This window comes from Aureimonas sp. Leaf324 (genome assembly GCF_001423245.1).
Classification (GTDB): Bacteria; Pseudomonadota; Alphaproteobacteria; order Rhizobiales; family Rhizobiaceae; genus Aureimonas.
In genome coordinates, this window is record NZ_LMOH01000012.1 from 216,865 (window position 1) to 239,448 (window position 22,584).

Genomic DNA, 22,584 nt, shown 5'->3' on the forward strand with positions numbered 1-22,584 from the left:
CGGACCATCACGATGACCCACCGCACGGCGCTTTCGATCCTGGCCGGACGAGCGGCAGGTCCGATCCTTCGCCTCGACGAGCCCTTGAGCTTCTGGGGCGGGGTCGATCCGGCGACGGCGAAGGTGATCGACACGAGGCATCCGCAGCACGGCGCCTGCCTATCCGGCGCAGTGGTGATGATGTCGACGACGCGGGGATCCTGCTCGGGCTCCGGCGTCGTCCTGGAAATGGCGCTGAGCGGCGTCGCGCCGGCCGCCCTCGTCTTCGCCGAGGTCGAGGACGTCGCCACCCTCGGGGCGCTCGTGGCCGCGGAGATGTTCCAAAGACCGATCCCCGTCCTCCGGCTCGATCGCGAAGCCTTCGACGCGCTGGCCATGGCACCTCATGCGACGATCGACGCGGACGCGATCCAGGCGGGCGATCTGGCGATCTCGGTATCCGCAGCCCCGGCGTCGGACCTCGCGCTCGACGAACACGATCGGGCGATGCTCGACGGATCCGAGGGAGAAGCCGCCGCGCAGGCCATGCGCATTCTCGTCGCCATGGCCCGCCAGCAGGGCGCGGCCCGGCTGATCGACGTCACGCGTGCCCATATCGACGGATGCATCTATGCCGGCCCCGCCAATCTGGTGTTCGCCGAGGCGATGGAGGCGATGGGCGGCCGGGTGCGCGTGCCGACCACGATGAACGCGATCTCGGTGGACCGCGAGGGATGGCAACGGCAGGGCGTACCGCGCGATTTCGGCGAACCGGCCGCCCGTCTGGCCGACGCCTATGTCCGCATGGGATGCCGTCCGACCTTCACCTGTGCGCCCTATCTTCTGGACGAGGCACCGCAGGAGGGCGAACCGATCGGATGGTCGGAGTCCAACGCCGTCATCTTCGCCAACAGCGTGCTCGGTGCCCGCACGGCCAAGCACCCGGACTTCCTCGACCTCTGCATCGCGATCACCGGCCGCGCGCCGCTGGCGGGTGCGTTCCTCGACGAGGAGCGGCGTGCCCGCGTGGTGATCGACGTCGATCTCCCGGCCGCGGCCGACGCTTCCATCTGGCCGCTGATCGGCTATCTCGCGGGAACTCTCGCTCCCGACCGTATCCCGCTTTTGCGCAGTCTTGCGGCAGCGGCCCCGACGCAGGACGATCTGAAGGCCCTCTGCGCGGCCTTCGGCACGACCTCGGCGGCTCCCATGCTGCATGTCGAGGGCGTCACGCCGGAAGCCCAAGACGCGGCCGCGCCAGATGCCGCCCATGCCGCAATCGGCCGCGCCGATCTCGTCGCCGGATGGCGCAAGCTCAACGACGGCCCGTCGGCAGTCGACCTCGTGGCCATCGGCAGCCCCCACGCGTCGCTGGCGGAATGCCGCGCGCTGGCGGATGCCTTGGGTGGACGTCGACGGCAGGAGCGCGTCACGGCCATCGTGACCGCCGGTCGCCAGGTGCTGGCGGAGGCCGAGCGCGACGGCACGCGGCAGGCGCTGGCCGCATCGGGCGTCGAGATGATCCCCGACCTCTGCTGGTGTTCGATCTCGCGCCCCGTCTTTCCGGTGGAGGCGAAGACCGTCATCACGACATCCGGCAAATACGCGCACTACGGACCCGGTCTGTCCGGCTGCGCCGTCCGCCTCGGCACGCTGGACGACTGCGTCGAGGCGCTTCTCACCGGCAGCGCCCCCGCGCGCCTGCCGGCCTGGTTGGTGTGACGGCTTGGAAGAAGCGCTCGTTCCGGGCAGTCGGGTCCGCGCCGGAGTTGGCGGGAGCGTCTTCGCAGACGTCTCGTGAATCGGACCGCAGCGGGCACGTCCGGGCGCCGGTCTCCCTTCGTCGCTGACCGGGAGAAGCCTTCGCTGGTCATGCCTCGTGGGATCGGACGCGACACCCGGCCCCAAAACAGGAAGCGTCGAAAAATCCTGTCGATCCGCTCATTTGGACCGATTTCCTCCACGCGTTCGGAAGGTGGCGCTCGCACGATGGCTTGCCTGATCCGAGCACTGCGGAGCGAGCGATGGCCGAAGACGTCAAGGAAGAACCGACGGCGAACCGGACGAGATGGCCCGTTCCCCTCACGTCGGCCGCCGGTCTTTCAGCCCTTGCGGGGGCGATCCTCGTGCTGGTCGGTGGTTTCACCTGGGCCGTGGTCGACAAGGGCGGGTCCGAGCCCGGGAGAGCTGTGGCAGCGCAGGACGACATACCCGTTCCGATGCCGGTGGCGGGCAAGGCGACGGTCGTGCAGGCGTCCGATTATTCCGTCGTCTCGGTGTTCGAGGGCGAAGCGTTTCTGGCGACCGCGAACGATCTCGTGCGCGTGGTCGTCGGGGTCCAGCGGCCGGGGCTCGGGACGATCACCTCCGTCACATCGCTCGATGACGGCGGCGGCCTGATCGTCGGGACAGAAGCGTCGCTGCGGACGCAGTGATCTTGTCGAGGCTCGGCTGCGACGCGACGAGAGGTTTTTCGATAGGGCGAGAGCCTGTGAGCGATCCCCGCTCGAAGTCCGCGTGAGAAGCGTCACGCTTCGCTGATGATGGGCGCGCCATTGCCCCACCGCGAGCGACGCGGATGAAGCCTCGCACCGGGGTCTTCGCATCTTGGCCCCGCGCTTGCCGTTTGGATGGCCGGGACGGTTGCCATCCCACGATGCCGCGTCCTAAGCGTGACTCGTCGCACAGCATCGAACGAAGGGCGGACGCATGGCCGACGAGACGAAGCCAGGTCTGCCGGAACGCCGCCGGGGCTCCGGCGTGCAGATGGTCTACGATGTGCTGCGCGACGAGATCCTCGACCTTGCGATGGCGCCGGGGTCGCCGATCGACGAGGTGCAACTGGCGGAACGCTTCGGCGTCTCGCGCACGCCTGTTCGCGAGGCGATCGTCCGGCTGGCCGGCGAAGGGCTGGTCACGACGCTGCCGAACCGCTCGACCTTCGTCGCGCCGATCGATTACCTGAACCTCGACACGTATTTCGACGCGCTGGTTCTCATGTACCGCGTGACGACACGCCTCGCGGCGGAAAACCATACCGTGGGGGACCTCGAGGAGATCCGCGCGCGACAGTCCGAGTTCGCGGCGGCGGTGGAAGCACAGGATGCGCTGGCGATGATCGCCACCAACGCCGCCTTTCACACGGCGGTGGCGGACGCCGGGCGGAACGCGCACTTCGCCGGCTTCTTCAACCGACTGCTCGACCAGGGGCGCCGCATCTTGCGGATCTACTACAACGCCTTCGAGGACCGTCTGCCCCAGGCGTTCGTCGACGAGCACGAGGCGATGATCGACGCCGTCGAGCGGCGGGATTCAGCCGCCGCCGACGATCTCGCCCGCATTCATGGCGAGCAGATCGCCGAGAAGGTGCATTCGCTGTTCAAGATCGGCGGCCGGCTGGACATCGCGCTCTAACGCGTTCCAGGAGCCCCGCCGCTCGAGCCGCCCGCTTCCACGTCAGGCCATCATCGCCGGTGGAGATGAGACTTCGCCCGGCAGCGACAGTCCGCTGTCCGCCACGCAGTGATAGTTTCGGTACCATTCCACGAAACGCCGCAGCCCTATGGCAATCGGCGTATTGGGCGCATAGTCGACAGTCGCGCGCAGTCGGCTGGTATCGGCATAGGTCACCGGCACGTCGCCGGGCTGCATCGGGAGAAGCTCCTTCACGGCCTTACGGCCGATCTCGGATTCGAGACATTCAACGAAGTCCGCCAGCCGCACCGGGCTGGCGTTGCCGATGTTGAAGATCCGATGCGCCGTTGTGCCATCCACCGTCTCCTGCCCACCCGGCGGGCGTCCGAGCAGCCGGACGACGGCCTCGATGGCGTCGGAGACGAACGTGAAGTCGCGCAGCATGTCGCCGCCGTTGAAGAGGCGGATCGCCCGCCCCTCCGAAATGTCCCGCGTGAAGCTGTAATAGGCCATGTCCGGCCGTCCCCAGGGACCGTACAGGGTGAAGAAACGCAGTCCCGTGCACGGCAGGCCGTGCAGCTTCGCATAGGACTCCGCCATCAGTTCGTTGGACCGCTTGGTGGCGGCATAGAACGACACCGGATGGTCGACCGGGTCCTCTTCGCGGAAGGGAGCGAATCGGTTGGCCCCATAGACCGAGCTCGACGACGCATAGACGAGATGCCCCACGCGCAGTTCGCGGCAGCATTCGAGGACTGACAGGAAGCCGTTGAGGTTCGACCTCGCATAAGGCCAGGGATCGGTGCTGCGTACGCCGGCCTGCGCTGCCAGGTGCACGACGACGTCGGGCGAATAGCCCCTGGCGAGTTCGAGGAAGCGATCGGTCTCGACGATGTCGGCCCGCACGAAGCGGAACCCCTCGCGTCCGTGCAACCGACAGAGGCGATCTTCCTTCAGGCCGACGTCGTAATAGGCGTTGAGATCGTCGACACCCAGAACCTCGACGCCCTCGTGGAGCAGCCGGTCCGACAGGTGATAACCGACGAAGCCTGCGGCGCCCGTCACCAGGACGCGGCGGAAGGGCTGCATCGTCATGACGGCGTCGACGACCTGAGACTGGACTGGAAACCCATGAGCCGGCGACCTCCTCCCCAGATCGATTGACGCGGCATCCCGCCCCGAAGGGACGGTGCGAGACTGGCGACGACCCAGCCCCATGTAGCAAGGCATTCGCGGACCGATCGGAGTCAAGTTCGACCGTCAAAGCTGTCCGAACCGTATAGTTTCGGTCAGGTTCGCCGCCGGGACGTCATGCGAGGAAGGCGTGCACCAACCTGTCATGCGCGCGGCGCGGAAGACGGCGTATCCACCGGCGCGCGGGGCGTGCACGCTTCAGGTACGAGCATCGTCCGGTCTCGTCGCCGGCATGCTTCCTCAGGAAGCGCGTCCACCCCGCCCGAGGCATGCGGCCGGTGGCGCGCCGCATTCGAAGACAGACCACGTCGACAAGCCTTGACGCGAACGAGGAGGAAGGCCGGGGACCATGAACGAACGCGCCAATCGGCTGCAGCCCTATGCGGTCCTCGCGATCTTCTTTCTCGCCGCCCTCGCCTTCCGGCCGCTCCTGCCGGTCGACGAGACGCGTTACCTCACCGTCGCGTGGGAGATGTTCCAGCGCGGGTCCTTCTTCGTCCCGACGCTGAACTTCTTCCCCTATCACCACAAGCCGCCGCTTCTGTTCTGGCTCATCGACGCCAGTTGGGCGCTCTTCGGCCCATCGCGCCCCGCGGCTCTTCTGGTGGTCTTCGCCATCTCGTCGCTGTCACTCCACCTCACCCGCAGGCTCGCCGAAACCCTTCTGCCGAACCGCCCCGACATCGCGTCGAGGGTGGAGTGGGTGATGCTCGGGAACGCGGTCTTCCTTCTCTATTCCAGCCTCATCCTCTTCGATCTCCTCCTGACCTGCTGCGTGCTGGCAGCCTTCCTGTCCCTCCACGCCTTCGCCCGCAGCGGTCGGCGCCGCGATGCCGTGGTCTTCGGCCTGCTGGTGGGTCTCGGCATCCTCGCCAAGGGGCCGGTGGTGCTGGTTCATCTCGTCTGGCCGGTGCTGCTCTACCTTTGGTGGAAGCCTTCGCCGCAGGTCCTGACGAACGGCGCTTTCTATCGCGGCGTCGGGCTGGGCCTGCTGGCCGCCCTCGTCCCGGTCGCGATCTGGCTCGGGCCTGCCCTTCTGCGCACCGACGGCGAGTTCGCTCGCGCCCTCCTCTGGAACCAGTCGGCCGGACGCATCTCGGGGCAGATGGAAGCCTCCCATCCCCGGCCCTTCTACTTCTACGTGGTCCTCCTGCCGGTGATGCTCCTGCCCTGGCTCGCCTCGCCGACGCTCTGGCGGGCGGTCCGGGCCCGCGCGATCCGGTTCGAGACGAGCGAGGGCCGCGCGATCCGCTTCCTGCTCGTCTGGTCCGGCGCGGTGCTGGCGACCTTCAGCCTGATCTCCGGCAAGCAGCCGCATTACCTCGTCCCGATCCTGCCGCTGGTCACGATCGTGCTCACCGTTCTTCTGGCGGACGCGACGCTGCGCTCGATCCGGCGCACCGCGCTGGCGCTCGCTGCCGGGCTCGTCCTGTTCCAGGCCGTCGCTTCGCTCGCGCTGTTCCCGCGATACGATCTCGACCCGATCGCCGCCTTCGTCCGCGACCATCCGGAGGCGCGGTTCGGCTTCGTCGGCGGCTACCAGGGCGAACTCAACTTCCTGGCGCGCCGCACGCAGCCGATCGAACTCGTCGCCCTCGAACACGCCGACGCCTGGTTCAATGCCTATCCCGGCGGCTATCTCATCGACTTCTACAAGGCGACGGACCCGACGCCGGGCCGACCGGTGGTCACGACGAACTATCGTGGCGGCCTCGCCGGCGTCTTCGAGAAATCCGCCGCCCCCTGACCGGACGGCGGCCGACGCAGCGCTGATCATCCAGAGCGCGCTGCCCACGGTCCGCCGACCTATACGAAAGCGTATAGGTCTCGACATGGTGCCGAGACCCTCAGGCGATACGAAGGCATACCCCGTTCGCCCCGGATTCGCCGCGTCATGCCTCGAACCCTCCGCCATGTCGCTTCCATCGTGTCCGCCGCCGGTCGCGGAAACGACGCCCCGTGTCGCCTGTTCGCTCCTCATGCCTCGATGCCCGATCGCGCCCCGCGAGGGAAGCGCGCATGAAGATCCTCATCGTCGAGGACGACACCACCACCGCCGCCTACATTCGCTCCGGCCTTGGCGAGGAGGGGCACGAGGCTGATCACACGCCCACGGGCATCGGCGGTCTGGAACTGGCCTGCACGCGGGACTACGACGTCCTCGTCATCGACCGGATGCTGCCGGGCCTCGACGGGCTGTCGCTCGTGCGCGCCCTTCGCTCGCTGGGCAGGTCGACCCCGGCCATCTTCCTCACGGCTGTCGGCGGCGTCGACGACCGGGTGGAAGGGCTGGAAGCGGGCGCCGACGACTACCTCCTGAAGCCCTTCGCTTTCTCGGAGTTGCTGGCCCGGCTCAACGCCCTGAACCGCCGCACGGCGGTGCATCGCGAGGAAGTCGTCCTCAGGGTGGGCGATCTCGAGATGGACCTGATCGGTCGCCGGGTGACGCGGGCGGGCTGCGAGATCGAGCTTCAGCCGCGCGAGTTCCGGCTTCTCGAATACCTGATGCGCAACCGCGGCCGCGTGTTGACGCGCACCATGCTCCTGGAACGGGTCTGGGAATTCCACTTCGACCCGAAGACGAACGTGGTCGAGACGCATGTCAGCCGCCTTCGCTCGAAGATCGATCGCCCCTTCGACAGCGAGATGATTCACACCGTGCGTGGATCCGGCTACGTCCTCAATGCCGCGGCCTGATCCGCTCGCCGCGCGGCCAGCGTGCGTACCTCTGGCCGACACCGCCCTTCCGACGCCCGTCGGACGCTTCGTCCCGTCCCACGGCCGCCTCATGATGACGGACCCTTCATGACCAGCATCGTCGCCGCGATCTCCGGCACCGTGATCGCCATCATCTCCGCCGGCGGTCTGCCCGGCATCATGCTCCTCATGGCGCTGGAATCGGCCTGCATCCCGATCCCGTCCGAGATCATCATGCCGTTTGCCGGATACCTCGTCTCGCAGGGTCAGTTCAGCCTCCTCGCGGTCGCCACCTTCGGCGCCATCGGCTGCAACCTCGGCTCCGCGGCGGCCTATCTCGTCGGGTCGCGCGGCGGTCGGGCACTGGTCGAGCGCTGGAGCCGCCATTCGCTGTTCGGGATCGCCGAACTGCGGCTCGCCGAGCGGTTCTTCCAGCGTTTCGGGCCGGCCGCGACCTTTCTCGGCCGTCTCCTGCCGGTCGTTCGCACCTTCATCGCCCTGCCGGCCGGCCTCGCCCGCATGAACGTCTGGAGCTTCCACGCCTTCACCTTCGCCGGATCGTGGATCTGGTGCTGGGCGCTCGCCTATCTCGGCATGACCCTCGGCGATCGCTGGCAGGATGACCCGCGCCTCAAGACCGCGTTCCATGTCGCGGACGTCGTGGTCCTCGTCGCGCTCGGCGCGTTGGTGGTCTGGTACGTCGTCCGCCGCAGGCGGGCCGAGCGCGCATGACCGTCCGTCGATGCTCGGTCGATCTGCCGGTCACGTATCGTCGCGCAAGGGGGGGCGCTGCCGGCGGTCCACAGGCGGGCGCGACGCCTCTTCCGCCAGGGCGTCGGCTGTCTGCCGGATGCAACAGGATGCGGAAAACTTCGCGAGTGCGTCTTCGGCACTGCTGGATTTCTCCAGAACTTGGTGACAGCGTCGATCGCCTCCGGACACCCGAGCGAGCGGTGGCATCGGCCGCGACGCGCCCATCGATGCTCGGCCTGAAATGCGTATCAACCCCGTCGTGCCTCCGGCCTTCTCTCCTGTGCAGCGACCAACGATGACGATCGAACTGGACATCCGAGCCGCGCTGCACGCGCCGGCGGCATCGCCGCGCGACGCGGTCGGCGCCGTCGCACGTCCTGCCACGACGATGCCGGGGGGCCTCACGACCAGCATCGTCGTTCCCGCCCGCAACGAGGCGCCGAACCTCGCCGTCCTGGTGCGCGAGATCGCCGCCGCGATGAAGGGGCGGGTCTTCGAGGTGGTCGTGGTGGACGACGGCTCGACGGACGAAACCGCCGACACGCTGGCCGCGCTGCTCGGGGACGGGATCCCCGTGCGGCACCTGCGCCATGATCGCTCGGCGGGCCAGAGCGCGGCGGTGAGGACCGGGGTCTTCGCTGCGCTCGGCCAGTTCGTCGTCACAATCGACGGCGACGGACAGAACGACCCGGCCTTCATCCCGGCCATGATCGACGCACTTGCGGCCGCCGGGCCCCGCGTCGGCATCGTCGCCGGCCAGCGGCGCGCCCGGACCGACACGCTCGTCAAGCGGCTGTCGTCGCGCTTCGCCAACGGCCTGCGCAGCGCCATCCTGAAGGACGGAACGCGCGACACCGGCTGCGGGCTAAAGGCGATCCGCACCGACCTCTTCCGCACGCTTCCCTTCTTCGACGGCTGGCACCGCTACCTGCCGGCGCTGGCGCTGATGGAAGGACACGGCGTCCTCCATATCGACGTCGTCGACCGGCCGCGGCGGTTCGGAACCTCGAACTACGGCGTGCTCGACCGGGCGCGACGCGGGGCGCTCGATCTCGTCGGCGTCTGGTGGCTGCGCCGGAGACGGCGGGTTCGACCGGGCGTGTCCGAACTGACCACGGGGGCCACACGATGACCACGGCATGGACCTGGCTGCACGACGTCTTCGTCGAGCGTTTCGACGTCTGGTTGATGGTCGGCCTCATCGCGCAGGCCTTCTTCACCGGGCGCTTCATCATCCAGTGGATCGCGTCCGAGCGGGCCCGCAAGTCGATCGTGCCGGCGACGTTCTGGACGTTCTCGCTCGGCGGCGGCTTCCTCCTTCTGGTCTACGCGATCCATCGCGAGGACCCGGTGTTCATCATCGGGCAGGCGGCCGGGCTGATCGTCTATATCCGAAACCTGATGCTGATCGGCGGCGAGCGGAAGCGGTCCGGCGCGACAGCCGCCGCACCCGCGAACGGCGCCAGCATGGCCTCACCGGCCGAGGCGGTCTAGGACGAGGTCGACGCGCTCCTCGACCGTGACCTTCGGCAGAACGACGGTCTCGTAGCCGAGTTCGCGATAGGCTTTCAGGAGCCGCTCGTATTCCGCGACCGCCGCGGCGAGGTCGTGTCGCCGCTCGCCGTCCGTCCGGTAGATCTCTGGCCAGGGCGGCACGAGGAACACCAGGTCGTGGTAGCGGTCGAAGCTGGCGAGGAGATCGCGCGCCGCGCGTCCCGTCGCGTGCTCCAGCGCCACCGCCGCATCGACCAGCCCGCGGTCGAAGAACACCCAGCCGTCCACGCCCCTCATATGGCGGCGATCCTCGGCGGCGATCTCGATCGCCCGCATCGCGAAGGCTGCCGGATCGACCCAGGGAAGCGCCCGACCGTCGCCGCGCTGCTCCTCCTCCACGATCCGGCGGCCGGGTTCCGGCACGACGTCCCACCCCCGCCGCCCCAGCGCCCGCAGAAGCGTCGATTTGCCGCCGCCCGAGCAGCCGGACAGGACGACATGTCGCGAGATCATGTATGGCTCGCGTGGCTCGGGGAAGAGACCGGGGCGGACGAATCTCGGACGTCTGGACTGTCGTGCCCGAGCGCCCCGACGACAAGCGAGGCCGCCAGCGCCAGCATCACGACGCCGACGACGGCATCGAGGACGCGCCACGCGGAAGGCCGCGTGAAGACCGGTTGGAGCAACCGCGCGCCGTAGCCGAGACCGGCGAACCACAGGAAGCTCGCGGCCGCTGCCCCGAGGAGGAACAAGGGGCGCGCGGCTTCGGGCTGCGCCGATCCGGCCGTTCCCATGAGGAGAACGGTGTCGAGATAGACATGCGGGTTGAGAAAGGTGAACGCCGCGCCGGTCGCCAGCGCCCGCATGAGCGAGAGGCCCTCGGAGGCTTCGGCCGTCAGGGCACCCGGCGAGGCCATCCGCCGGAACGCTGCGATGCCGTACCAGGCGAGGAACGCCGCGCCGCCGAGGGCCAGCACGAGCGTCAGTTGCGGCGCCGCCGCAAGGAACGCTCCCATCCCGCCGACACCGGCTGCGATCAGCACCGCGTCCGATGCGCCGAAGAAGAGCACGAGCGGACCGACATGCTCGCCACGCAGCCCCTGTCGCAGGACGAAGAGGTTCTGCGCGCCGATCGCGACGATCAGGGCGGCAGACAGGGCGAAACCGGAAAGAAAGGCGGAAAGGGCGGGTGTCATGCGTCCGTGGATGCCCTGCCCGCGCTATGAAGTAAAACTTGTTCCGCTAAGGCTCGTGAAGCATAACTTCATCCGTGCTCGACTATCCCGCTCTGTCCGCTGTGGCCGCCGTCGTCCGCGAGGGGTCGTTCGAACGCGCCGCCGGGGCGCTCGGCATCACGCCGTCCGCTGTCTCGCAGCGCGTGCGGGCGCTGGAGGAGCGGCTCGGCGCCGTTCTCGTGGTACGCGGCCAGCCATGCCGGGCGACGGATCTCGGCCGCACGCTCTGCGCCCATCTCGATCGAGTGCGCCTGCTCGAGGGCGAGGTCGCGCTCCTCCTCCCGCCTTCTGCGGGAAACGCAGACGACCGTCTTCCGCTGAAGGTCGCGGTCAATTCCGACAGTCTCGCGACATGGTTTCCCAGTGCGGCGGCTGCCTTCAGTCAGGCCGCAGACACGCCGCTCGACCTGACGCTGGACGACGAAGCGCACACGGCCGACAGGCTTCGCTCCGGCGAGGTGCTGGCGGCGGTGACGGCCGATCCGCGTCCCGTCCAGGGCTGCCGGACGCTGCGCCTCGGAGCCCTGCGTTATCTCGCCTGCGCGAGCCCCGAATTCGCCGCAAGGTTCTTCCGGGGCGGAGTGACGCGCGAGACACTCTCTTCCGCCCCCTGCCTTCGCTTCGATCGGCGCGATCGGCTGCAGGCGCGCTGGGCCCGGGAAGCCCTCGGCTTCGAGTTCGACGCGCCGGTCTATACCGTCGCCTCGACCCACGCCTTTCTCGACTTCGCGCTGGCCGGGCTGGCCTGGGGAATGCAGCCCGAAGCGCTGGCCGCGCCGCACCTCGCCCATGGTCGCCTCGTCGAGTTGGTGCCGGGCCAACCGCTCGACATCACCCTCTACTGGACCGTCGCCCGCCTGCCGGTTTCCGCGCTGCCGCGCCTGACCGATGCCGTGTGCCAGGCGGCCTCCAAAGGGCTGGTGTAAGTCCGGCTTCGGACGGGACGAACGTAGGCGACGCCCGTCCCGCACCCGGCGTCAGAAGTTCGCGGTCATCGGGTCGGGCCCCATGCGGCCGTCCGCCGCGTCGAGCGAGGCGATCTTCGCCATGTCGTCCTCGTCGAGCCGGAAGTCGAACACATCGACATTGGCCTGGATGCGGCTCGGCGTCACGGACTTCGGGATGACCACGAGACCGTTGTCGATGTGCCAGCGGATGATGACCTGCGCCGGGGTCTTGCCGTGCTTGCGCGCGACCTCGCCGATGGTCGGGTCTTCCAGCTGCTGTCCCTGGCCGAGCGGGCTCCAGGATTCCGTGGCGATCCCGCGCTCCGCGTGGGCGGCGCGCATCTGCCGCTGCTGGAAGCGGAGGTGCAGCTCGATCTGGTTGAGGACCGGCGTCACCCCGGTCTCCGCGATCAGCCGGTCAAGGTGTTCGACCGTGAAGTTGGAGACGCCGATCGACGTCGCACGACCCTCCTCGCGCAGCCGGATCAGCGCCCGCCACGTGTCGACATAGAGATCGCGGTTCGGGGCAGGCCAGTGGATGAGATAGAGGTCGACATGATCGAGGCCGAGCCGCTGCAGGCTGGCGTCGAAGGCCTTCAGCGTCGCGTCGTAGCCTTGGTTGGCGTTCCAGACCTTGGTGGTCAGGAAGATGTCTTGGCGCGCGATGCCGGACTGGCGCAGCCCCTCGCCGACGCCCGCCTCGTTCTCGTAGACGGCCGCCGTGTCGATATGGCGGTAGCCGGCCTCGATGGCCGTGGACACCGCGTCCGCGGCGCCGTCGTTGGGCGTGCGCCACACGCCGAGACCGATCTGGGGAATGGCTTTTCCGTCGTTGAAGGCGACGGTCGGATGCTGGTTCATGATGTCTTCGTTTCCATCGGCTGGAGGCGCAGCCGCGCCTCGATCGCGGCGGTACATAAGCCTGCCTGATCGAAGGAAAACCGGCGCGTCATCCTCGTGAGGAACCGACCCGTCGCGGAACGCCGCCCCCAGCCCGCCGTTTGCGCTGCTGGACGCGGCGATCCGAACGCCCTGCCCTACCGTGCCCCCAGCCCATCGGACCCTGCATGACCCAGGATATCGACTTCCTCATCATCGGAGCGGGTGCCGCCGGCATCGGCGCCGCGCGCCGGCTGCACAGCCTCGGCGCCACGCCCCTCGTTCTGGAGGCGGCGGACCATGTCGGGGGGCGGGCCGAAACGTTCCATGCGGGCGGCCTTGCGCTCGACTTCGGCTGCGGCTGGCTCCATTCGGCCGAGCGCAACGTCTGGACCCGGATCGCCGAGGACGCGGGCTTTGCCGTCGACCGGCGCACCCCGGCTTGGGGACGTCAGTACCGCGACCTCGGCTTTCCGCCCGCCGACCACGCCGCGGCCTCGGCCGCGATGGCGCGATGGGCGGAGCGGCTCGAGGACGTGTCGCCCGATAGCGACCGCGCGAGCGATGCGCTTCGACCGAGCGATCCGTGGAACGACTTTATCGCGGCGCGGACGGGATACATCAGCGGCGTCGGCCCGGAACGGATCTCGGTCGCCGATTATCTCGCCTACGACGAGGCCTCCTCGGACGAGAACTGGCGCCTCCCAGCCGGATACGGGACGCTGGTCTCCGCCAGCCTGCCGACAACCGCGGATCTGCGCACGGGCGTCGCCGTCCAGAAGATCGAACTCGACGGCGAACGGGTCGCGGTGGCGACCGGCGCCGGCACGGTGCGCGCACGCGCCGTCATCCTCACCGTCTCGGCCGCGGTCCTCGCCGGCGGCGCCATCGCGATGCCCGCCGCGCTCAATCCGTGGCGCGATGCGGCGGCCCGCCTGCCGCTCGGTCGCAATGAGAAGGTCTTCCTCGAAATCGTCGGCGACGCGTCGTTCGAGGACGAGACGCATGTGGTCGGCTCACCCCGCAGCCGCGCGACCGGCAGCTACTACATCCGCCCGCTCGGCGCGCCGGTCGTCGAGTGCTTCCTCGGCGGCGACGGGGCGGCGGTCCTCGACGATGGACCGCAGGCGGGGTTCGACTTCGCCCTGGCGGAACTCAGCGGCCTCTTCGGCGCCGACATCCGGCGCTGCCTCAGACCGCTGACGGCGACCCACTGGAGCGGTCTCCCCTTGATCGGGGGCGGATACAGCTGCGCCCTGCCCGGCAAGGCCAGCGCGCGCGAACGGCTCGCCCAACCCTTCGACGACCGGGTGTTCTTCGCGGGCGAAGCGACCAGCCGCACCGACTTCTCCACCGCGCACGGGGCGCACGACACGGGCGTGCGCGCCGCCGACGAGGCCTTTGCCGCGGTCGGGGCGCTTCGGGCACACGCCTGATCTACGGTGCGTTCGGGCGGTTATCTCCACCATCGGAGCGAACGGGGCTCGACATATCCAGTCGATCTGCCCATCACGGGACAGGCTCACAAGCGACGGTTCCCATGGTGAAGACGACAGGTTCCGGTTCGCGGCGTCGCCGCATCGGGCGCGCCCCGATGGTGCGGCGCTCGCGCGCCATGTGGATGTCGAAGCGCCTGTGGCGTCCGCGGCTGGTCTTCTGGCTCGGCGCGCTGGCGGTCGGGCTCGTCAGCGTCGCCTTTGCGGAGATGGCCGACTGGGCGCAGCGTGCCTTTGCGGCCATCAGAACCGGAGGCACCACGGGCGTTCTCGCGGCACTCCTCGTCCCCCCGCTCGGCTTTGCCCTGTCGAGCTATCTCGCGCTTCGATATTTTCCCAATTCGCAGGGCAGCGGTATTCCGCAGGCGATCGCCGCGCGGCATTTCGAGGGCGACGAGGAGCGCGGCATCCTCCTGTCGCTGCGGGTCGCCGCCGGGAAGATTCTCCTCACCCTCCTCGGGCTCCTGTCCGGCGCCTCGATCGGGCGCGAGGGCCCGACGGTGCAGGTCGGCGCCGCCATCATGCTGGCCGCCGGCCGCGTCGGCGGCATGGCCCATGCGCGCGGACTGATCCTCGCGGGCTCGGCCGCCGGCATCGCCGCGGCCTTCAACACGCCGCTCGCCGGCATCGTCTTCGCGATCGAGGAGATGGGCCGGGCCTACGAAGCGCGCACCAACGGCCTCGTCCTGTCCGCGGTGGTCCTCGCCGGCCTCGCCTCGCTCGCGCTCACCGGCAACTACACGTATTTTGGGCGTAGTGACGCCGTGGTCGTATCCGCGAGCGGCTGGGTCCTCACCGTGGCGTGCGGCGTCGTCGGCGGAGCGCTCGGCGCCCTGTTCAGTGTCGCCGCGCTGGGTGCCATGCGCCGCATCCGCGCCTGGACCCGCGGGCGTGCCCGACGGATCGTCGGCATCGCGACCCTCTGCGGCCTGGTCGTCGCGCTGATCGGCCTCGCGTCGAACGGCGCGACCTACGGGACGGGCTACGAGGAGGCTCGCTCGGCCGTCGAGGGCGCGCCGCTTCCGGCCTTCTTCTTCCTCGCCAAGTTCGCGGCCGGTCTGGTCTCGATGATCTCGGGCATTCCGGGCGGCATCTTCGCGCCGTCGCTGTCGGTCGGAGCCGGCCTCGGCTCGACGATCGGTCTCGTGCTCGGCGTCGGCACGGGCCTCGCCGCGACCCTCGGCATGGCCGGATACTTCGCGGGCGTCGTCCAGGCGCCGATGACGGCCTTTGTAATCATCCTCGAAATGACCGGCAATCAGGGCAACGTGGTTCCAATCATGCTGGCCTCGCTGATCGGTTTCGGCACGGCGCGCCTCGTCTCGGGCACGCCCCTCTACCACAGTCTCTCGCGCAACTACGTCGCCGAGGTTCTGCGGCAGTCGCGCAGCGAACGCGAGGGAACCGCGACATGACGGCGACGCGCTGGCAATGGGTCCTGCGCCGCGTCACGCGGCGCATCTGGTTCCGGGCGGGCCTGTTCTCGCTTCTTGCCGTGGCGACGGCGCTCGTCGGCGCCTGGGCCAGCCCCTTCATCTCGTTCGGGCTGTCGGCCTCGATCGGCGCGGATGCGGTCGACAACATCCTCGGCATCCTCGCCTCGTCGATGCTGACGGTCACCACCTTCTCGCTCTCGACCATGGTCTCGGCCTATTCCGCCGCGACCAGCAACGTCACGCCGCGCGCCAACGTCCTTATCATGGAGGACGCGACGACCCAGAACGTTCTGTCGACCTTCATCGGCTCGTTCCTGTTCAGCCTCGTCGGCATCATCGCCCTATCGACCGGCACCTACGGCGAACAGGGCCGCGTCGTCCTCTTCGGCGTGACCATCCTCGTCATCGGCTTCATCATCGTCACGCTGCTTCGCTGGATCGATCACCTGTCGCGGCTCGGCCGGGTGACGGAAACGACGCAGCGCGTCGAGGAGGCCGCCATCGCGGCGATCCGCGAGCGACGGCGCCGGCCGTATCTCGGCGGGCTCCCGCTGCACGACCGCGCGTCCGGCGTTCCCGCGGGTGCCGTGCGGCTGGCCCCACGCGAGATCGGCTATATCCAGCACATCGACGTTGAAGCGCTGGCCGCGCTGGCCCGCAGCGCCGGGGCGCGCGTGTTCGTGCTTCGTCTGCCCGGCGAGATGGCCGACCCGACCGAGGCGATCCTCGCCGTCGATGGCGCGCGGATCGAGGAGGCCTCGCTCCGTCGCTGCGTGACGATCGGCGATCGCCGCTCCTTCGACCAGGATCCGCGCTTCGGCGTCTGCGTGCTGACGGAGGTCGCCAGCCGCGCCCTGTCGCCGGCGACCAACGATCTCGGCACGGCGGTCGACGTCGTCGGCCGCCTCCTGCGGGTGCTGGCCGCCTGGGCCGAGCCGACCGAAGCCGAGGAGCCGGAATTTGCCGAGGTCTACGTCCCTCCGCTTCGGGTCGACGACCTGTTCGACGACGCCTTCCTCGCCGTGGCGCGCGACGGCGCCGGCATCCTCGAGGTCGGAGTGCGTCTCCAGAAAGCGCTGCGCACCCTCTCGCGCCTCGACCATCCCGGCTACGCGCAAGCCGCCCGGCATCATGCACGGCAAGCGCTCACGAGGGCCGAAATCGCCATGACGCTGGAGGCGGACAAGGCGGTTCTGCGCGAGATCGCGGCGCCGGTCTGACCCGTCGGTTGGCGTCCGGCGCGCGTGACGGGTGCCGACGATCGAACGATGGGACCGGCGGGGGCGGACAGCTTGTCGCAAGCCTCGGACGATCCCGGACAAGTCCCTAGCCGGCGAAGCGTTCCCGCCTAAGTGCCCCTTCCCGATCATCCGACGGCTGGAAGCTGCCGCGCGGTCGTCTGAAGGAGCTCGACATGGACACGATGACGCCCGGCGCAGGAACCTGCCCCTTCGGCGGGACCCGGATCAGCGGTGCGGCCGGCAGCGAGCCGCAGATCGACCACTGGTGGCCGAACCGACTGAAGGTCGAGCTTCTTCATCAGGAGCCGCCGGCGGCCAACCCGCTCGGACCCGACTTCGACTATGCCGAGGCCTTCAAGGCGCTCGACCTGCAGGCCGTCAAGTCCGACATCAAGGCGTTCCTGACGACGTCGGTTTCGTGGTGGCCGTCCGACTACGGCAACTACGGGCCGCAGATGATCCGCATGGCCTGGCATTCGGCCGGCACCTACCGCATCGCGGACGGGCGCGGCGGCGCGGGCCAGGGCATGCAGCGCTTTGCGCCGGTCAACTCGTGGTGGGACAACGGCAACACCGACAAGTCCCGCCGCCTCCTCTGGCCGATCAAGCAGAAGTACGGTGCAGCCCTTTCCTGGGCCGACCTGATGGTCCTCACCGGCAACTGCGCGCTGGAGATCATGGGCTTCAAGACCTTCGGCTTCGCCGGCGGGCGCGTCGATGCCTGGGAGCCGGATCGCTCGACCTATTGGGGTCCCGAGGGCTGGACCGGCAAGGCCGCGAAGGACGCGCCGCGCGGGCCGATGGCCGGTCACCCGGAGGAAATGGTCAATCGGGGCCTCCGCTGGCAGGGCGGCCCGAAGGACGCCACCTACGAGCTCGACAGCCCGCTCGCCGCCTCGCACCAGTCCCTGATCTACGTCGACCCGGAAGGCCCGAACGCCAACGGCGATCCGCTGGATTCGGCCCGCGACATCCGCCTCACCTTCGGCCGGATGGCGATGAACGACGAGGAGACGGTCGCGCTGATCGCTGGCGGCCACGCCTTCGGCAAGTCGCACGGCATGGTGAAGGCCGACCGCATCGGCGGCGCGCCGGAAGTCGCGCGCATGCACGAGATGGGTCTCGGCTGGCACAACCCGGAAGGCTCGGGCAATGCCGAGTTCACGATGACCAACGGCATCGAGGGCTCGTGGACGCCGAACCCGACGCAGTGGGACAACGACTACCTCGAGAACCTCTTCCGCTTCGAGTGGCGCAAGACCAAGAGCCCGGCCGGCTCCATCCAGTGGACCCCGGTCGATCCGAATGCGCCCAAGACGCCGGACGCCCACGTCGAGGGCCGGATGAACCCCTTGATGATGATGACCTCGGATATCGCCCTCAAGGAAGATCCCGCTTATCGCGCCGTCTGCGAGAAGTTCCTCGCCGACTTCGATTATTTCTCCGATGCCTTCTCCCGCGCTTGGTTCAAGCTGACCCATCGCGACATGGGCCCGAAGGTGCGCTACCTCGGCCCCGAGGTGCCCGCCGAGGACCTGATCTGGCAGGACCCGATCCCGCCGCTCGACCATGCCGTGATCGACGAGGCGGACATCGCCCGCCTGAAGTCTGACATTCTCGCCAGCGGCCTGTCGGTGACCGACCTCGTCGCGACGGCCTGGGCCGCCGCCTCGACGCACCGCGTCTCCGACAAGCGCGGCGGCGCCAACGGCGGTCGCATCCGCCTGCAGCCGCAGCGCGGCTGGACGGTCAACGAGCCCGACCGGCTGGAGCGTGTCATTCCGAAGCTGGAGGAGATCGCCGATCGCTTCAACGGCTCAGCGTCCGGCGGCAAGCGCGTGTCGTTCGCCGACATGGTGGTGCTCGCCGGCTGTGCGGGCGTCGAGAAGGCGGCGCGCGACGCGGGGTCCGACGTCGAGGTTCCGTTCGTGCCGGGTCGCCGCGACACGACGCAGGAGCTGACCGACGTCGAGCAGTTCGACTGGCTGCAGCCGGTGTCGGACGGGTTCCGCAACTACCACGACACGTCGATCGACTTCACCGTGTCGCCGGAGGAGCTGTTTCTCGACCGCGCCATGCTCCTGTCGCTGACCGCGCCGGAATGGACCGCCCTCACCGGCGGCCTGCGGGTCCTCGGCGTCAATGCCGGCGGCTCTCAGCATGGCGTCTTCACCGATCGCGTCGGCACGCTGACCAACGACATGTTCCGTCACCTCACCTCGATGGACACCGTCTGGTCGCCGCAGGACGCCTCGGAGATGACGTTCGACATCAAGGACCGCGACAGCGGCGAGCGTCGGTTCACCGCCACGCGTTGCGACCTCGTGTTCGGCTCGAACTCGCAGCTTCGCCAGATCGCCGAGGTCTACGCGGCCGACGACGGCAAGGACCGCTTCGTGCGCGAGTTCGTCGACGCCTGGCACAAGGTGATGATGCTCGATCGCTACGAGGTGAAGCCGACGCAGCGCTGATCCGGCACGGTGCGCAACACTCCGGGGTGGTCGGTCGGACCGCTCCGGCACGAAATGCCCTTGCCGATCGATGACGGTTTCGGCGACATGATCATCCGTGTCGCCGAAGTCGGAGCCTGAAATGGACGCGCCCGAACCGCAGCCCGCAACCGCCCCGTCGGGCGCGCCGACCATCCGGACCATCGCCATGCCCGCCGACACCAACCCGGCCGGCGACATCTTCGGCGGCTGGCTGCTCGCGCAGATGGACTTTGCGGCCGGCACCGCGGCCGCACGCGTGGCGCGGGGCCGCTGCGCCACCATCGCGATCGAAGCGATGCGCTTTCTCAAACCCGTCTATGTCGGCGACGAGGTCAGCCTCTACGCGGACATCCTGCATGTCGGCCGCACATCGATGCGCATCAACGTGGAAGCCTGGCGCCGCAGCCGCGAGGGCGAGGAGGTCGAGCAGGTGACGCAGGGCGTCTTCACCTTCGTCGCGATCGACGCCAACCGGAAGCCGCGGCCGATCCCGGTTCAGGGCTGATCGCAGCCGCGACACAACGGGTCATCCGCTTGCAGCGCAGATAGGCTAGTCTGCATGGGGCAAAGCGGGAGAATGCGGATGGACGGCACCTTCAGTGTTCTGGCGACCTCGGCGCTGTTCGTCGGCTCGCACTTCCTTCTGTCCCACCCGTTCCGGGCACCCCTCGTCGCCCAGCTCGGAGAGAAGGGCTTCCAGGGCGTCTACACGCTCGTCGCCTTCGCGACGCTCGGCGCCACGGTCTGGGCCTATCGCGCGGCGCCCGTCACCGAGCCGCTTTGGGAAGTGGGCGACGGCCTGTGGGCGATCGCCACGGTCCTGATGCTCGTCGCCTCGATCCTCTTCATGGGCTCGCTGATCCGCAACCCCACGCTGTCCGGCTCGAAGACCGACCCTGCCCATGCCGAGGCCCGCGGGGTCTTCGCCGTGACCCGGCATCCGATGATGTGGTCCTTCGCGATCTGGGGCCTGTCGCATATCCTCGTCTATCCGATCCCGAAGAACGTCGTCCTCTGTGCGGCGATCATCATCCTGGCGCTGGTCGGGTCGGCGCTGCAGGAGCGCAAGCGCGCGGCGCTCGATCCGGCCGGTTGGCGCTCGTGGAGCGCGCGGACCAGCTTCTGGCCGCTCGCCGCCGTGGCGGCAGGCCGGGCGCGTCTCGGCGGCTTTGGCATGCACGCCCTGGCGGGTGGGACGGTGGTCTGGCTCGTCGCGACATGGGCCCATATTCCGCTCGCCGGCTGGGCGGCCGGTATCTGGCGGTGGATCGTCTGACGGCGCGGCCCCCGCCGCTGTGGATGGCGGCTTATCAGCGCGCGAACCAGCTTGCCAACGCGTTCCCGATCTGTTCTGTCGGCAGATGACGACGGCCGCAGAGAAAGGCGATGGTGGCGCGCGAGACAGAGGTCGAGGCCGACGACGTGGACAATCGCGCGAGCGCCGCGAGACCGGCCTGCCAGCGCAAGATCATCCATGTCGACATGGATGCGTTCTACGCTTCGGTCGAGCAGCGGGACGATCCGTCGCTGCGCGGCAAGCCGCTTGCCGTCGGCGGTTCGGCGCAGCGCGGCGTCGTGGCGGCGGCGAGCTACGAGGCCCGCGCCTTCGGCGTGCGCTCGGCCATGCCGTCGGTCACCGCCAAGCGCCGCTGCCCCGACCTCCTGTTCGTGAAGCCGCGCTTCGACGTCTACAAGGCCGTCTCGCTCCAGATCCGCGAGATCTTCGCCGAACACACTGACATCATCGAACCGCTGTCGCTCGACGAGGCCTATCTCGACGTGACCGAGAACAAGCAGGGGATCGCGTCTGCCACCGCGATCGCCGAGGCGATCCGCCGGCGCATCCGCGAGGTCACCGGCCTCACCGCCTCGGCCGGCGTGTCCTACAACAAGTTCCTCGCCAAGCTCGCCTCCGACCATCGCAAGCCGGACGGGCTCTTCGTGGTGACGCCCGCGATGGGCGCGACCTTCGTCGAGACACTGCCAGTCGGCCGCTTCCACGGCGTCGGCCCGGCGACCGTCGCCAAGATGGAGCGGCTCGGTATCCACACGGGCGCCGACCTCAAGGCGCAGTCCCTCGCCTTCCTGCAGGAGCGCTTCGGCAAGATCGGCCCCTACTACTACGGCATCTCGCGCGGCATCGACGAGCGCCCGGTGCGCGCCAACCGCATCCGCAAGTCGGTCGGGGCCGAGAACACGTTCTCCGCCGATCTCCATACGCTGGACGCGATGCGCGAGGCGCTGGGTCCTATCATCGACAAGGTCTGGCGGCATTGCGAGGGTGCGGGAACGCGGGGGCGAACCGTGACGCTGAAGGTCAAATACGCCGACTTCCGACAGATCACCCGCGCCCTGTCGTCGACCGCCCCGGTCGGCTCGCGGGCCGAGATCGAGCGGGCGGCCTTCCGCCTGATCGACGACCTGCCGCCCGATCCGCGCGGCGTCCGCCTTCTCGGCGTGACGCTCTCGGCGCTGACGAACGAGACCGGCGCGGCACCGCCGCCCGCTCAGTTCGCGCTGCCGCTGTGACCGGCGGCTGACGGTCGCATGTCCTGATCTATCTCTCAGGCGGCAACCAGGGAGCGCGGGCATGGATACGTTCGACACGATCGGCTTTCTCGGCTTCGACGTCTTCGGCACCGTGGTCGACTGGCGCACGAGCGTCGCGCGCAGCGCCGAACCGTTTCTCCGGCGCCATGGGCTCGACATCGATCCCTCGCGCTTCGCCGACGAGTGGCGCGCCGAGTATCAGCCCTCAATGGAACGGGTGCGGTCGGGCGAGCGCCCGTTCGTGCGGCTCGGCACGCTGAACCGCGAAAACCTGGAGCGCATCCTCCTGCGCCATGGGGTCGAACCCGCGTCCCTCCCCGACGCCGAACTCAGCGAGCTCAACCGCGCGTGGGAGCGGCTCGATCCGTGGCCCGACAGCGTCGAGGGGCTGACGCGCCTCAAGCGTCGCTTCGCGATCGGCCCGATCTCGAACGGCCACATCGCGGGCATGATGAACCTCGCGCGCTTCGGCGGCCTGCCGTGGGACGTCATCGTCGGCGCCGAGATCGCGCAGAGCTACAAGCCGAAGCCGGAAACCTACCTGCGGTCGATCGAGGCCGTCGGCCTGCCGCCGGAGCGCGCCGCCATGGTGGCCGCCCACAACGACGACCTCGTGGCCGCCAGCGCCCTTGGCCTTTGCACCGTCTTCATCCGTCGGCCGCGGGAGCACGGGACCCATCAGACCACCGATCTCGAGCCCGCCCGAGACTGGGACGTGGTGGCGGAGGATCTCGTGGATGCCGCCAGGCAACTGGGATGCTAGACCGCCCGCCGCGC

At 69.0% G+C, this 22,584-nt stretch carries 21 protein-coding genes; 17 read left to right on the forward strand and 4 right to left on the reverse strand.

Annotated features, from left to right (window positions below; genetic code table 11):
* Window positions 1-12: 12 nt before the first annotated feature.
* The 3 genes from ASF65_RS08615 to ASF65_RS08625 all read left to right on the forward strand — a co-directional run bounded on the left by ASF65_RS08615 (window position 13) and on the right by ASF65_RS08625 (window position 3,393).
* Window positions 13-1,701: an aconitase family protein gene (locus ASF65_RS08615; RefSeq protein ID WP_055889018.1), complete on the forward strand. Its 1,689-nt coding sequence runs from the start codon at window positions 13-15 to the stop codon at window positions 1,699-1,701.
* Between the two features lie 302 nt (window positions 1,702-2,003).
* Window positions 2,004-2,414, forward strand: a complete 411-nt coding sequence (locus tag ASF65_RS08620; protein WP_055887952.1) for a hypothetical protein — start codon at window positions 2,004-2,006, stop codon at window positions 2,412-2,414.
* Between the two features lie 274 nt (window positions 2,415-2,688).
* A complete protein-coding gene (locus tag ASF65_RS08625) occupies window positions 2,689-3,393 on the forward strand; it encodes a GntR family transcriptional regulator (RefSeq protein WP_055887955.1) in 705 nt (234 codons plus the stop codon).
* 42 nt (window positions 3,394-3,435) lie between these two features.
* Here the strand turns inward: ASF65_RS08625 and ASF65_RS08630 are convergent, their stop codons facing one another.
* Window positions 3,436-4,488 (reverse strand): NAD-dependent epimerase/dehydratase family protein, encoded by a 1,053-nt coding sequence (locus tag ASF65_RS08630; protein ID WP_055887958.1) that lies wholly within the window; start codon window positions 4,486-4,488, stop codon window positions 3,436-3,438.
* Window positions 4,489-4,936: 448 nt separating this feature from the next.
* On the opposite strand from ASF65_RS08630, the gene ASF65_RS08635 reads away from it, so the two are divergent.
* The 5 genes from ASF65_RS08635 to ASF65_RS08655 all read left to right on the forward strand — a co-directional run bounded on the left by ASF65_RS08635 (window position 4,937) and on the right by ASF65_RS08655 (window position 9,531).
* The gene (locus tag ASF65_RS08635) at window positions 4,937-6,334 is read left to right on the forward strand and encodes a glycosyltransferase family 39 protein (RefSeq protein WP_055887961.1); all 1,398 of its coding nucleotides are present in this window, start codon (window positions 4,937-4,939) and stop codon (window positions 6,332-6,334) included.
* A gap of 272 nt (window positions 6,335-6,606) precedes the next feature.
* Window positions 6,607-7,284, forward strand: coding sequence for a response regulator transcription factor (locus ASF65_RS08640; RefSeq protein ID WP_055887963.1), 678 nt, complete (start codon window positions 6,607-6,609; stop codon window positions 7,282-7,284).
* A 108-nt stretch (window positions 7,285-7,392) separates the two neighbouring features.
* A complete protein-coding gene (locus ASF65_RS08645) occupies window positions 7,393-8,016 on the forward strand; it encodes a DedA family protein (protein ID WP_055887966.1) in 624 nt (207 codons plus the stop codon).
* A gap of 409 nt (window positions 8,017-8,425) precedes the next feature.
* Complete coding sequence (locus ASF65_RS08650) at window positions 8,426-9,169, forward strand: glycosyltransferase family 2 protein (protein ID WP_055889021.1); 744 nt, start codon at window positions 8,426-8,428, stop codon at window positions 9,167-9,169.
* Window positions 9,166-9,531: a lipid-A-disaccharide synthase N-terminal domain-containing protein gene (locus ASF65_RS08655; RefSeq protein WP_055887969.1), complete on the forward strand. Its 366-nt coding sequence runs from the start codon at window positions 9,166-9,168 to the stop codon at window positions 9,529-9,531. Before ASF65_RS08650 ends, ASF65_RS08655 begins: the two co-directional genes overlap by 4 nt.
* Here ASF65_RS08655 and ASF65_RS08660 read toward each other — a convergent pair.
* Both ASF65_RS08660 and ASF65_RS08665 read right to left on the reverse strand, forming a co-directional pair.
* Window positions 9,511-10,041 carry an AAA family ATPase gene (locus tag ASF65_RS08660; protein ID WP_055889024.1) on the reverse strand — a complete coding sequence of 177 codons (531 nt, stop codon included), beginning with the start codon at window positions 10,039-10,041 and terminating at the stop codon, window positions 9,511-9,513. The genes ASF65_RS08655 and ASF65_RS08660 overlap by 21 nt on opposite strands.
* Complete coding sequence (locus ASF65_RS08665; RefSeq protein ID WP_082505316.1) at window positions 10,041-10,727, reverse strand: LysE/ArgO family amino acid transporter; 687 nt, start codon at window positions 10,725-10,727, stop codon at window positions 10,041-10,043. Before ASF65_RS08665 ends, ASF65_RS08660 begins: the two co-directional genes overlap by 1 nt.
* Window positions 10,728-10,801: 74 nt before the next feature.
* On the opposite strand from ASF65_RS08665, the gene ASF65_RS08670 reads away from it, so the two are divergent.
* Window positions 10,802-11,692: a LysR family transcriptional regulator ArgP gene (locus tag ASF65_RS08670; protein ID WP_055887971.1), complete on the forward strand. Its 891-nt coding sequence runs from the start codon at window positions 10,802-10,804 to the stop codon at window positions 11,690-11,692.
* Window positions 11,693-11,743: 51 nt separating this feature from the next.
* On the opposite strand, the gene ASF65_RS08675 is transcribed toward ASF65_RS08670, so the two are convergent.
* Window positions 11,744-12,574, reverse strand: a complete 831-nt coding sequence (locus tag ASF65_RS08675; protein ID WP_055887973.1) for an aldo/keto reductase — start codon at window positions 12,572-12,574, stop codon at window positions 11,744-11,746.
* A gap of 206 nt (window positions 12,575-12,780) precedes the next feature.
* Here ASF65_RS08675 and ASF65_RS08680 point away from each other — a divergent pair, with 206 nt between their 5' ends.
* The 8 genes from ASF65_RS08680 to ASF65_RS08715 all read left to right on the forward strand — a co-directional run bounded on the left by ASF65_RS08680 (window position 12,781) and on the right by ASF65_RS08715 (window position 22,570).
* Complete coding sequence (locus ASF65_RS08680) at window positions 12,781-14,028, forward strand: FAD-dependent oxidoreductase (protein WP_055887976.1); 1,248 nt, start codon at window positions 12,781-12,783, stop codon at window positions 14,026-14,028.
* 104 nt (window positions 14,029-14,132) lie between these two features.
* Window positions 14,133-15,503 carry a chloride channel protein gene (locus ASF65_RS08685; protein WP_055887979.1) on the forward strand — a complete coding sequence of 457 codons (1,371 nt, stop codon included), beginning with the start codon at window positions 14,133-14,135 and terminating at the stop codon, window positions 15,501-15,503.
* Window positions 15,500-16,744, forward strand: a complete 1,245-nt coding sequence (locus ASF65_RS08690) for a DUF2254 domain-containing protein (RefSeq protein ID WP_055887981.1) — start codon at window positions 15,500-15,502, stop codon at window positions 16,742-16,744. Before ASF65_RS08685 ends, ASF65_RS08690 begins: the two co-directional genes overlap by 4 nt.
* 194 nt (window positions 16,745-16,938) lie before the next feature.
* The gene (katG, locus tag ASF65_RS08695; RefSeq protein ID WP_055887984.1) at window positions 16,939-19,236 is read left to right on the forward strand and encodes a catalase/peroxidase HPI; all 2,298 of its coding nucleotides are present in this window, start codon (window positions 16,939-16,941) and stop codon (window positions 19,234-19,236) included.
* A 121-nt stretch (window positions 19,237-19,357) separates the two neighbouring features.
* Window positions 19,358-19,762 (forward strand): acyl-CoA thioesterase, encoded by a 405-nt coding sequence (locus ASF65_RS08700; protein ID WP_055887988.1) that lies wholly within the window; start codon window positions 19,358-19,360, stop codon window positions 19,760-19,762.
* Window positions 19,763-19,840: 78 nt separating this feature from the next.
* Window positions 19,841-20,533, forward strand: a complete 693-nt coding sequence (locus ASF65_RS08705; protein ID WP_055887991.1) for an NnrU family protein — start codon at window positions 19,841-19,843, stop codon at window positions 20,531-20,533.
* Window positions 20,534-20,643: 110 nt separating this feature from the next.
* Entirely contained in the window at window positions 20,644-21,786 is a 1,143-nt protein-coding gene (gene dinB / locus ASF65_RS08710) for a DNA polymerase IV (protein WP_082505318.1), read from the forward strand.
* Between the two features lie 61 nt (window positions 21,787-21,847).
* On the forward strand, window positions 21,848-22,570 hold the full coding sequence (locus ASF65_RS08715) for a haloacid dehalogenase type II (protein WP_055887993.1): 723 nt from the start codon (window positions 21,848-21,850) through the stop codon (window positions 22,568-22,570).
* Window positions 22,571-22,584: the final 14 nt, after the last annotated feature.